Annotated in this window: 8 protein-coding genes; 4 read left to right on the top strand and 4 right to left on the bottom strand. The window is 28.5% G+C overall.

Annotation, left to right across the window (positions count from 1 at the left end; translation table 11 throughout):
* Window positions 1-94: 94 nt before the first annotated feature.
* From lepA to trxA, 4 genes are all read right to left on the bottom strand, one after another.
* Window positions 95-1951 (bottom strand): translation elongation factor 4, encoded by a 1857-nt coding sequence (lepA, locus tag FZC35_RS01090; protein WP_148980821.1) that lies wholly within the window; start codon window positions 1949-1951, stop codon window positions 95-97.
* A complete protein-coding gene (gene ytpR / locus FZC35_RS01095) occupies window positions 1944-4232 on the bottom strand; it encodes a YtpR family tRNA-binding protein (protein WP_148980822.1) in 2289 nt (762 codons plus the stop codon). The genes lepA and ytpR overlap by 8 nt, the downstream gene beginning before the upstream one ends.
* Window positions 4229-5233 carry a phenylalanine--tRNA ligase subunit alpha gene (locus FZC35_RS01100; RefSeq protein ID WP_148980823.1) on the bottom strand — a complete coding sequence of 335 codons (1005 nt, stop codon included), beginning with the start codon at window positions 5231-5233 and terminating at the stop codon, window positions 4229-4231. The genes ytpR and FZC35_RS01100 overlap by 4 nt, the downstream gene beginning before the upstream one ends.
* 417 nt (window positions 5234-5650) lie before the next feature.
* Window positions 5651-5965, bottom strand: coding sequence for a thioredoxin (gene trxA / locus FZC35_RS01105; RefSeq protein ID WP_148980824.1), 315 nt, complete (start codon window positions 5963-5965; stop codon window positions 5651-5653).
* Between the two features lie 155 nt (window positions 5966-6120).
* On the opposite strand from trxA, the gene FZC35_RS01110 reads away from it, so the two are divergent.
* The 4 genes from FZC35_RS01110 (at window position 6121) to FZC35_RS01125 (ending at window position 13049) form a co-directional block, all read left to right on the top strand.
* Complete coding sequence (locus FZC35_RS01110) at window positions 6121-6375, top strand: 50S ribosomal protein L35 (RefSeq protein WP_148980825.1); 255 nt, start codon at window positions 6121-6123, stop codon at window positions 6373-6375.
* Window positions 6376-6729 carry a 50S ribosomal protein L20 gene (rplT, locus tag FZC35_RS01115; protein ID WP_148980826.1) on the top strand — a complete coding sequence of 118 codons (354 nt, stop codon included), beginning with the start codon at window positions 6376-6378 and terminating at the stop codon, window positions 6727-6729. It abuts the gene before it with no gap.
* Window positions 6730-8529: 1800 nt separating this feature from the next.
* Window positions 8530-9612, top strand: a complete 1083-nt coding sequence (ychF, locus tag FZC35_RS01120; RefSeq protein WP_148980827.1) for a redox-regulated ATPase YchF — start codon at window positions 8530-8532, stop codon at window positions 9610-9612.
* 719 nt (window positions 9613-10331) lie between these two features.
* Window positions 10332-13049 (top strand): hypothetical protein, encoded by a 2718-nt coding sequence (locus tag FZC35_RS01125; protein WP_148980828.1) that lies wholly within the window; start codon window positions 10332-10334, stop codon window positions 13047-13049.
* The last annotated feature ends 89 nt before the right edge of the window (window positions 13050-13138 follow it).

Below are 13138 nucleotides of genomic sequence, written 5' to 3' on the forward strand. Positions count from 1 at the left end.
AAAACATTGTCCACATTAGGGAGAGTTATATTAATCAATATAAGTGATATTGATGAAATAAAAAGTGTGTGTAATGTAATTTTCCAGATTAATTTCATTGAGATCTACGTAAAACTTTAAGAATTGCTTTTTGAGAAACTACAACTTTTCCAGCCATAAATTCTTTCATTTTCTTCTTACCTTTCTTTTGTTTTTTCAGTAGCTTCATTTTTCTACTCACATCTCCACCATAGCATTTTGCAGTAACATCTTTTCTAAGAGCTGACACTGTTTCTCTTGCTATGATTTTTCCACCAATAGCTGCCTGTATTGCAATTGGAAATAATTGTCTATCAAGGGATTCTTTAAGGGATTGGCAAACCCACCTTCCATAAGCTTCTGAATTTCCCTTAAATATCATACTTCCTATTGCTTCAACTGTTACTCCATCAACTAATATACTCAAAGGAACTATGCTAGCTTCTTCATACTTATCATCTTCATATTCAAAGCTTCCATATCCTTTTGTAATGGATTTTAATTTATCATGGAAGTTAAAAATAATATCTGACAAAGGGAACCTGTAGTTTAAAATACATCTTTTAGAATGCTCATTTAATCCCTCTAAATAATCTACCCCAATTTGCTTTCCTCTTTTTTCATCACATAGAGTCATCGTAGGGCCTGTATATTCTTCATTGATAATAATGCTAACTTTTACCCAAGGTTCCTCAATTTTTTCAATATAGTTTCTTTCAGGCATTTCAGAAGGGTGATTTACATAAATAACATCGCCATCAACTTTAGTGATTTTGTATCTCACAGAAGGGGCTGTCATAATTACATTTAAATCGAATTCATCTTCCAATCTTTGCTGTATGACTTCCAAATGAAGCAATCCCAAAAATCCACATCTAAATCCTGCTCCTAAACTAGGCATATTAGAATGTTCTATAACTAAACTTCCATCATGAAGCTTTAATTTTTCTAAAGATACTTGAAGAATTTTATAATCAGAGCTATCAACAGGATAAATACAACAAAATACAACTGGCTTTACAGCTTGAAACCCTTCAAGAGGCTCAGTGATTAAGCTGCTTTTCTCTACAACTGTATCTCCAAGCATAACGTCAGACAATGTTCTAATGTTTGCAATTATGAATCCAACCATTCCAGCTTTTAAGACATCTAAATTTTTTCTTTTTGGAGTAAAGACACCAACATGATCTATGCTATAAGATGCGTCAGTATGCATCATTCTAATATGCATTCCAGCTTTTAATTGTCCATCAATAATTTTTACTAATAGAACAACTCCAAGAAATTGATCGAACCATCCATCAACCAATAAAGCTTTTAATTCTTTTTCTGAGTCTCCTAGTGGGTCAGGAACATTTGCTATAACCTTCTCAATAACTTTATCTACCCCTAATCCAGTTTTAGCAGAAATCTGCAATGGAACTTCATCAATCCCTAAAACATCTCTTACTTGAGCGGTGGCTCCTTCAGGATCAGATGATGGTAAATCTACTTTATTTAAAACAGGGATTAAAACTAAATCTTCCTCTATGGCTTTGTAGATATTAGCAATTGTTTGCGCTTGAACTCCTTGGCTAGCATCAACTAAAACAATAGCTCCTTCACATGCTTTAAGAGACCTTTTGACCTCATAACTGAAATCAACATGACCAGGAGTGTCAATAAGATTTAAGGTATACTGTTCACCATTTAATTTATATTGCAAAGAAACAGCTTGCGCTTTTACTGTGATTCCTCTTTGTTTTTCAACGTCAAGAGAATCAAGTAATTGAGCTTTCATATCTCTCATCTCAATTCCACCACACACTTCAATCAATCTATCAGAAAGAGTTGATTTGCCATGATCTATATGCGCTATGATTGCAAAATTTCTAATGTTCTTAGATTTTTTTTGGTCATCTATAGTTTTATTTGTTTCTAAATTATCATTCATATTTACATCCTAATTGCTCAAGAATTTTAATTAATTCAGAGCATTTCCCTTCTATTTCTTCAGAAGTTTTTGTTTGTTCAAGATTCTCCCAAATCATTCTAATTCCTACAGATTTATCTTTAGATAGAATTTTAGTTGGGTATATATCAAATATTTTAATTGTAATATTTTGATCAAACTCGCTTTTAATTCTATTCATGATTGTTGATATTTCTACTTTCTGCGGAATGTTAAATGACAAATCCTTATAAATAACATTATGCATTGAAATTTCATTAATTGCATTATCTTTATTTTCACTGTTTAGTCTATGAGCTAAATCTAAGTTAATTTCAAATGCGAATGCTTTATGTTTAATTTTAAAATGCTTCATCATATTTTTATCTACTTCAATCAATTTGCATATTGATTTGTCTTGAATAATCCATTCGCATCCATTATATAGATTTTTTTGTGAATCACATCTTACATTATTCATTTTTAGGAAATTTTCCACTTCCAACTTACAATCAAAGAAGTCTTTTTCTTTTGATTTCCAGTCTTCTAATTTGTTAATCCAAACACACCCTAAAGAATTTGATTCATATTTTTTTGCATTCTTTGAAAATATTTTACCAATTTCAAAAATTCCATCGCATTGCCAGTTGTATCTTAAATATTTGCTAATCATATGTAATAGCCCAGGAAGCAAGGAAGGGCGCATACTGTGTTGTTTTGATGTCATGGGATTATTTACATTAACTAATTCGTGATTAAATAGCTCAGAATCTTTTTTATCCATAAATGAATTATTTAAAACTTCATAAAGGCCGCGTTGAGTCCAAAATTTCCTCATGTCAAAGTCATTATTATTGCTAAATGTTACTTTGCTAAATGGCAAATCCTTTGAAGGTATGTTGTTAATTCCATAATACCTAATTATTTCCTCTATTAAGCAATGAGGGTCTTTTATGTCATTTCTTCTCCATATAGGAGCATCAACACTTATTTTATCATCATCATTTTGCATAATTTTAAATCCAAAATCTTGCAAAGCTTTGATTACATTGTTTTTGGCGTATTCATGACCTGAAATATCCGATATTTGATCAAAATTCAAATGAATAATATGTTCATTTAATTGTTTGATGCATTTTATCCCTGAAATAAATTTATATCCCAAATATTTTTCTAATAGTTCAGATAAATAATTTACTGCGATTTCTAAATTTGAAGAATCTCCATAAGAATATTTTAAATTACTTTTTTCGCAATTAAACGATATTGCATAAATGTTGATATTGTTTTTATTTTTACTGTTCTCATCTCTAGCATCGCTATTTTCATTGCCAATATTTATGTCATCTTTTATTTCTACCCTTAAATCAGAAATGTTTTTATCAGATTCATGAAAAATATCTATGGTATTTTTTGCCTCTAATTTAACCTCAGATTTAACCTCAGAAATATCTTTGTCAGATACATAAAAATTATATCCAAAAGCATAATGAACATAATTTACAATATTTTCCATTGCGCTATCTGTAATTTTAGCCCCAATCTCACTTAAGCGATTTAATATGAAAAATGGAGTTTTGTTTGATTGGTCATTTTTTGAATCTTTGTTTGTGTTTCTACTCATAGTGATTTGCGCATAATCAATATCTTGACTCGCATCAAAAGGAGTTTTTGATAAATCTGAATCTTTCAACGAATTTTTGTTTTTATATAATTCAAATTTGGAATCTGAAGAATCTGCAAACCCTGCTGAAGTTTCTCTAGCAATTCCAGCAATATTTAAAACATCTTTTCTATTTGCTGTTACTTCTATGTCAAATAAATCTCCGTCATCAAATAAATCTCCCACAGAATCTTCAATATTTGCATATTCTGTTATATCTAATATTCCATCAGAATCGCCATTATTTATATTTAATTCATCAGCAGAACAAAGCATTCCGCAGCTTTCAATTCCTCTTATTTTAGCTTTTTGAAGAACGAAGTTATCTCTAGGAATTTTTGCTCCTATGCGCGCTAAAATAACTCTCATTCCTAAATATAAATTTGATGCGCCGCAAACAATTTCATATTTTTCATTATTTTTTGTTTTTACAACACATAAATTTAATTTATCTGCATTTGGATGTTTAGATAATTCTAATATTTCTGCTACTGCAAAGTTTTCAAAAGAATTTTTAGCTTTTCTTGATTCTATCTCCAATCCTCTTTCAATTAATCTGCTTTCAAGGTTGTCCAGCTTAAAATCATAAAACTCTTTTATCCAGTTTGTTGTAAATTTCATAATGCGATTCCTTTGCTTCCGTATTTTTTCAACCAGGGTAAGTTATTATCCACTAAATCATGTATTTCACTTATTCCAAATTTTATCATTGCAATTCTTTCTAAACCAATTCCGAATGCAAATCCTTTTTTATATCCATTTTTCTGTAATATATTTTTTCTGATCATTCCTGCGCCTAATATTTCAAGCCATTTCCCATTATCAAATTTTACATCTACCTCTACTGATGGCTCAGTAAAAGGAAAATACCCAGGCCTTAATTGAATCTCCACATCATCTTTTTCAAAGAATTTCTTCAAAAAATCAAGCAAAAATCCTTTTAGCGTTGAAACTGAAGCATTGTCATCCACAATAAATCCTTCAATTTGATGAAACATTGGCAAATGAGTTGAATCATCGTCTCTTCTATACACATCTCCAATTGAGTAAATTCTGAAATTATCTTTGTATTTTCCCGACTCCAAAGCTCTGATTTGCACTGAAGTTGTATGTGTGCGAAGTACATTTTCCTCAACAAAAAAAGTATCTTTTTCATTTCGAGCAGGATGGTTTTTTTCTATATTCAGCGCTTCAAAATTATAATATTCACTTTCTATAGAAGGGCCTTTTTCATGACAAAAACCCATCTCTTGCATGATTTTGTGTATTTGTTCTTTGGCGAGTGAAAGAGGGTGCATCTTGCCAATATTTGAGTATACAGGAATAGTAAAATCAACTTGCTCTGCAGATTGAGCTAAGTTTTGCATTTCATTAATTTTCTCTTTGTATAAATTGCTGAAAAAATCTTTCAGGTCATTTATTTTTTTACCTACTATTTTTTTATCTTCGCCATTAATATCAGGATCTTTCATGCATTGTCTAAGAATAGTAGTGATTATCCCATCTTTTCCTACAAAATGCGATTTAGCTAAATTTAAATCTTTGATATCGTTGCATTGATTAATATGCTCGGTAATATCTAATTGAATTTTTTTGCATTTTTGATCGTCAAATTGATTCATATTTCCTCTTTTTTAACCTTATTATAGATGCATGAGATTAAATTTGAAATATCTTGTTTGGCAGATAAGGTGCAAAAAATATAATTTGTCATTTATTGTTTTGTTTATTCTAATGTCGTTTGTAAATTATAAACTTAAATGTCTAAAAATGCATAAATTATAATTAAATTCTGATGCGTAAAAAATGAACAAATAAATTAATGGTTTAACAATTCTTAATTTAAAATACTAAACATTAATAAATTCAAAGAGCATGCGTTATAATTAGTTAAGCAAGTTCTAAAACTTAAATTATTTCTTAATTAACAAGGCAATTAGAAGAGATTGCATAATTGCAACAAGAAGGCCTGATTATCCAAATTAAGTAAATAGCTCTATTTCTTCTATCTTCGAAATTAAAATTCTATATTGATTTACTTAATCAATATTTGAATTAATCCATTTCTGCAAATCTTCTGCGCTCATAGATCCAGTTTTTCTGTCAATTTCTTTTCCATCTTTTAGAATGACCAAAGTAGGTATGCTTCGTACGTTGTAATTTTGAGAAATAGAAGACATCTCATCTATGTTGATTTTGCAAAAACTAACACCATCATTCGATTCTTTCGCTACTTGTTCAAAAATAGGCGAAAAATTTAAGCAAGGACCGCACCATTGAGCCCAAAAATCTAGCACACATAGTCCAGATTCTAATTTATTCAAATTTTCTTGATTTATATTTATAACGTTCATATTTCCTCCGTATTGAAATTATACGACTTTTTTGGTAAAAAACACATGTTGGTTAGTGAAAATCATGTAATATTTTCGATCATAATTGCTAGATATATAGCAGTTTGATTTAATTGAAAAAGTGTGGTAAAAGTTGTTTAAGAATCGGAGTTTCTATGAAGTTAAAGTTAAAAACTAAAAAAGCATTGATCAAAAGAATAAATGTATCCGCTACTAGACTAAAAAGAGGAAGTGCCTGCAAAAGGCATAACTTGAGAAGAAGAAGCACAAACATGAAAAGACAAACTAGAGATTTGCTAGATGTGCATGTTTCTCATGAGAGAGCAATAGCGAGATGGGCTCCATATTCTAGATTAAGAAGAATGAAATCAAAAGCAGCTTCATCATATTCAGCAAGGGAGATAATTTAAATGACAAGAATTAAAAGAGGAACAAATAAAAATAGAAGACATAAAAAGATTTTAGAGGCTTCTAAGGGTTATCAAGGCAGATCTTCAACTTGTTACCGTATTGCAAAATTAAGAGTTGAAAAAGCTTGGCAGTATGAATATAGAGACAGAAGAAACAAAAAAAGAGATTTTAGAAGACTTTGGGTGCAAAGAATAAATGCAGCTACAAGATCTTTGGGAATGAATTACAGTAGATTCATGAACTGTTTGAAGAAGTCTGAAATTGATCTAAACAGAAAAATGTTGTCTGAGATCGCTATTGCGCATCCAACTCAGTTCAAATCTTTGTTTGATCAAGTTGCATCATTTGCTTAATAGAAATATTCAAGCAAATAAAGCGCAATTATTTTGAATTTTTAAATAGATAGTAAAATCAAAATAGGTAGTAAATATCAACAAAAAGAGATTTATTATATGATTTTCAATCAAAAAATTTTTGAAGCAAACTTTGATAATTCAGAAAAAATCAATATATTATGCTATAAATCACTACAAATTATAGTTTTGTGAAATATTAAAAGATTTTAGATTTTAGATTTTAGATTTTAGATTTTAGATTTTAGATTTTAGATTTTAGATTTTAGATTTTAGATTTTAGATTTTAGATTTTAGATTTTAGATTTTAGATTTTAGATTTTAGATTTTAGATTTTAGATTTTTAGATTTTAGATTTTAGATTTTAGATTTTAGATTTTAGATTTTAGATTTTAGATTTTAGATTTTAGATTTTAGATTTTAGATTTTAGATTTTAGATTTTAGATTTTAGATTTTAGATTTTAGATTTTAGATTTTAAAAGGTCATTGATCTAATAATCTATACTATAGCTTCATGATTTAATCATCATAACATTTATTGTATAGTTTATTACATAATTGAGTTGTATTACAGAGTTATAAATTACATTGTAAAAAATATTTAAGAATATTGTTTTGTTAAATTTGTGTTCGTATTGATAGTGATTTTACAAACAAAAAATCTAAACATTTAAGAGCATTGCTATTAAAATTATTTGAAAATTGCATAGCAAATTTCTGTTTAATTATATTTATACTGACTATTTATTTAAAAACTCAAAACTGTGTATAAATTCTACTTATTCTGTTGGTATTTGCTATTTATTGTACATTTAAAACATTATTTATTTAAATTTATTTAAAAATTAAAAAATCATATTTAATTGGCAGTTATTTATAGCATTTGAGTAAATAAATATTCTTTTGCATATAAGTTTATCATTTCAGGAAAAATGAAAATGAATTTTAAGTAGATCAAAAGAGAATCAATTAAGAAAGATAAAAATGAATTTTGCAGGATTAGTTTGCAGAATTGTTATATAAAATCAAATTAATTGAATGTCACATAAAATCAAAATTGACTGAAATATTGCATAAAATGTATAAAATCATAAATATTTCTTGAAAGCATTTTGACGAAAGAATGAAATATTTCTAGAATAAATTAAAAGATGGCTAATAGCAAAAGAAAAAATAACAAGAGTTGTAAATTCAATGAAATTACCAAATTGTTTTCAACAATATGCAAATTTTTAACAGTATTTGCTTGTAAAATTTAATAAATTGAATGGAAGTTTGTATGAAATGAATTTGTAATTTTCATAGATTTAAAAAAGCTGAACAACCTTGCAAAAAAAATCAATAATTTTTTATAAATATTAAATAAGATCATAAATATCTCAAACTTCCATACCTTTAATCTTAGAGGCATTTGCTTGCAATGTTAAATGAGCCTTATGCAGATTGAGTAAAATTGCAGTAAATCAATAATTTTTATAAATTTCGAAAAAGCTGAATAACTTTGAAAAGAAATCAATAATTTTTATAAATGTTAAATAAAATCATAAATATTTCAAATCTAAACAGCTTTAATTTTGTAGATGATTTCTTATAATATTAAATGCAATTATAATTTTTTATAAAATTTCAATGAGATATCAATAATTTTCATAAATTGTAGAGAGAAAAATTGGCAAAAAAATCAATAATTCATAAATTGCAGAGAGAGTGCAAAGTAATTTTTATGGGTGAAAAGTATTAATTTCAGAATAAAGGTAATTTGATTTGATCAATGAGAGTATAATGAGTATAATGCTTTTATGGGATTTTCTTGTGGTTGTGTAGGCTTGCCTAATGTTGGTAAGTCTACTTTGTTCAATGTTTTATTAAAAAAAGCTGTTGCTGAAGCATCTAATTATGCGTTTTGTACTATTGAGCCTAATAAAGGGCATGTTGCTGTTCTTGACTCTAGATTGGAAATTTTGTCTAAAATCGAAGGATCAAAGAAAATAATTTATCCAACATTGGAATGTGTTGATATTGCTGGTCTAGTTAAAGGTGCTAGCGAAGGAGAGGGTTTAGGGAATAAATTTCTTGGGCATATTCGCCAAGTAGATTTAATAATGCATGTAGTTAGATGTTTTGAAAACAAAGATATTACACATGTAGAAGGAAGAATAAATCCTGTTTTTGATGTAGAGCTTGTAGAAACAGAGTTAATTTTTGCTGATTCTGAGATTCTTGATAGATGGGTAAACAAAAAAGGAAAAGGAGTGAAGCATTCTGCTAAGGAGTTAGAATTGGCTAAAAAAGCTCTAGATCTTTTAAATAATGGAGTTTATTTAAGTAATTCTGGTAAGTTTAATGAAGAAGAAGTTGATGAATTGAAAAAGATGGGAATTATTACTATCCTTCCTAAGTTTTATGTGGCAAACATGTCAGAAGATGATTTCAAAAACGGAAACGAATATCTTGATAGTCTAAAAAAAGCATATCCTAGCGATATTATTATTCCTATCTGCGTCAAATTAGAAGCAGAGTGCCTGGAATTAAATGATGAAGAGCAAAAAGAAATGTATGATGAGTATGGATTAAAAGAAAATGGATTGAATCTTGTTTTGAAAACAGGATATAACATGTTGAATTTGCATACATATTTTACAATAGGACCCAAAGAAGCTAGAGGGTGGGCAATTTCTAAGGATGCGTTGGCTCCTGAAGCTGCTGGAGCTATACATACTGATTTCGAAAAAGGGTTTATCAGCGCTGATGTTATTTCTTATGATGATTTTGTGGAATGCAATGGGCATGCAGAGGCTAGAAATAAAGGAAAATTAAGGCAAGAAGGCAAGAAGTACATTGTGCAAGATGGCGATGTGTGTAATTTTAAATTTAATGTTTAATTTATTAGGCTAAATTTATTCATAGTTCAATCAATTTAAATTTCATTAGGGCGCTTGTTAATTTCAATAGCATTTGATCTTCCAATCTTTTTGCTTATGTGAATTTCGATTAACAATTCAACTGTATAAAATTTGCTTAAAATATCTCGTTAAAATCTAAAATTATATTTATTATATTCAATATATCATTAAAATCTCAATAATACCTATTTGCCAATTCTTTAGCTTATGTAAATTTAGCTTAAATTCTTTCATATATTTGGATATATATTATCCTGTGTTTTTATCTTTATTATGAATTTGTTAATTTCATTCTGATTATTTTTATTTTTCGATCAGTTATTAGAATTAATAAACGCAGAAAATTATCTAAGTTTTGTAGATTTGCATAATTAATCGCTTTGTTTTTTATATGACATTTAATTTTCAACTCATTAGAATTATTTATTCAATCTTTATGTTTTTTGCATTATCTTTCTTGATTGTTGCTAAATTATAATTCTATTTTATATGTGTATCAAGCAATGCATTGCTAAATTGCATAATTTTTTAATACAATTCATCATTTATTGTAATATTTATTGTAAATTAATTTATATTGAATGCAATTTTACTTATTATATACAGTTAAATCAAATTGAGTTTAAATTAGTTTTAAATAAAATTTATTAGCTTTTTCTTTACAAACACTTGGCAAAATTAATCAAAATGGAGGACGAATGAAATATAAAAATAAATTTTTATTGTCATTAGTAGTGCTATTAAGCGCGGATTGTATGAAAGGTAATCTTGAAAATAATCATATTGCCAGAGATTTAATGGAACAACTTTCAAAGACACAAGCTATGAATGCAATGAAAGCACATCAAGAAACAATTGATTCTATTCTTTTCATTAACCAAGGAGATTATTACTTAATTCAAGATGGTCATATGTACAAAGTTGACGATAGTTTGAAAAGTTCTATTTATGCAGATGCTACAGTAGCAAAAATTTCAGATGAAGTAAAAGCAAAAATTACTGCAGGAGCAGTGGTTAACAGCGATAAAGAAGTAATTGATTCTGTTTTTGAATTTGTTAACAAAAAATCAACAGATGCTAAAATGAATTTATCTAATTTAATGAACACTTTGTTAGAAGATGGGCTTTCTTCTGAAGATGATTTATTTGTTAGAGTTATTTCTGGATCTGAATTAAGCAACAGTGATGCTAATGCATCCATTGATAGCTTAAACGATATTGATGAAGAGCATAAAAGTGAATTAAAAACATCTGTGTTGGTATCTGGAAATATTGATTATAAAAATAAGCATGAAGCATTGATTAGTGCGCAAAAAGAATTAGCACAATTTGCTGAAGACAACAGTGTTGCATTAAAAACTGCAATGAATAAAGCTGAAGCTGCTAAAGAAGAATTAATTGAAAATGCAAGCAAAATCAGCGCTACATCTCATGAGATAAAATTAGCAAAACTTTATGCAGAGCAATTGAATATTATGAAAACTTATAAAGAGAAGATTGAATCTGATCAACGTAAGCTTAATTCTAAAGAAAATTCTGTGTTAGAGCTTAAAAGTGGTTCAGAGCGTGAAGCTGAAGAATTTAATCAAATTATGAGAAATGCTGTAGAAGCTGTAAGTATGATCAAAGCAATGCATAATGAATTAGATTTCTGGAAAACAAATGTTGGAGGAAGTGGAAGCGATAACCAAACAGCTAGAATGACTAGTTTTTACAACAAACTAAATGCAATGACAAACTTAATAGAGGTGTCAGGAATAGTTTATGCTAAAAATAATAGTGGTGAGTTAAATAGTTATGATCAATACAAAACAATGATTGAAGATCAAGACTTTATTAGCAAGATGAGCTCGCTTTCCATTGAAGGAGATAGCAATCCTATTTCAAAAGCTATATATAATTTGTTGCAAATGACCAATTCATTAATAAAGTACCATGCTGCTTTCAACAGATCTCAATCTTTAGAATTTTCAGATTCAATAATTGAATTAAGCAGAGATTATTATAGAACTAATAGCAATGGAGACAAAGAGATTGAAATTGGAACTTTTGAATACATTGGTATCATGAGAGATGCGCAAAATAAAGATTACACTTCCCAAGAAAATGATGCAGAGCTTATAGATCATGTAGAAAAAGCAATAAAAGTAGGGGTATCTTACGAAGAATTATTGCCTAGCGATGCTCTTGTTAAAGTTGATGCTGCATATAGACATATCCTAGATTCTGATAACACAGCAAAAGAAATAGAACTTGATGCAAAATTGATTGAACAATTAATGTTTGATGCAAATCAAGTTGTTGTAATAATAGATAATGCAGAAGTAATAATTGATTACAGCGATCTAATGATTACAAATGATGAGAAAGAAGAATTTTCGTATTTCCAGTATTCATATGAAAGCGATGATGAAAAAGTAGAGCTTGATGAGAAAATTAGAGCAATTTTGATTAAAAAGCTTAAAGAGCATGCTTTAAGATCGACAGAAATCATGAAAATTGAAGCAAAAGAGTCTTGGGTTTCTATGAATGATACTATGGGAACACTAAATCAAGCTATTAACAATAACCTTGAAAAATCTCAAGATGATGATGGAAAATATACAAATATAGCCATGTATTACATTGCTGAACTTTCTGGGTTTGATGGTTCTAATTATGAAGAATTAAATAATGCTGTTAAAGATCATTTGACAAGTCTTGGCTATGATGGGATAAACAAACCACAAGACATAGGAATCAGATGGAATTTTATACTTGGTGATCTTTACAATGAAGACTTATTGAATGTTTATAAAAATGCTGTAAATGTTAAAAAAGCTTTAGCTGCATTAAAAATTGAGAAAGAAAAAGAAGAGCCTAGCGCTGAATTGAAACAAGATATCGAAGGTAAAAAAATAGAAGCAGAAAAATATAGCAATGCATTGCATGATTTTGTATATACTCCTGAGCCAGGAAATGGAAATGATCTAAATATTCCTGAAATCTTATGGAGTGGAGAAGGCGCCGCTTCTAGCTCAGTTAGCATATCATCAGGAAATAGAACAAGAGCAGGTTCTGCTAGATCAATATTTGATGAATATGTAGGGTATGGAAGATTCCAAGAAGGAATTGACAATTCTCTAAAAACATTAACAAATCCATTCGCAGGCGCAGCTTATTCTGCAGAGAAAACTGTACATACAAACTCTTTGGATGCTCTTAATGCTGCAATTACAGAATTGGAAGCAAAGTTTAATGAAATAAATATTGATTCTGATGCATACAAATTTGAACTAGAGAAAAGCGCTGAATTGCATGCAGAAATAGATGTTCTTAATGTTGAAGTTAGTGCAAAATATCAAGATCAAGAAGATAAAGTTGCTGGATTGCAATCAGAATTAGATGCAATTCGTGAACAAATTAAAAATGCATAATTTAGCAATCTAATTGTTTATATTAAGTATTGGTAATATTAATAATGAGCGTTAGAAATCTAACATTTATATAAAATTACAAAAACACC

Source organism: Candidatus Cytomitobacter indipagum (assembly GCF_008189285.1).
In the GTDB taxonomy this organism is placed as follows: domain Bacteria; phylum Pseudomonadota; class Alphaproteobacteria; order CAJXXZ01; family 1604HC; genus Cytomitobacter; species Cytomitobacter indipagum.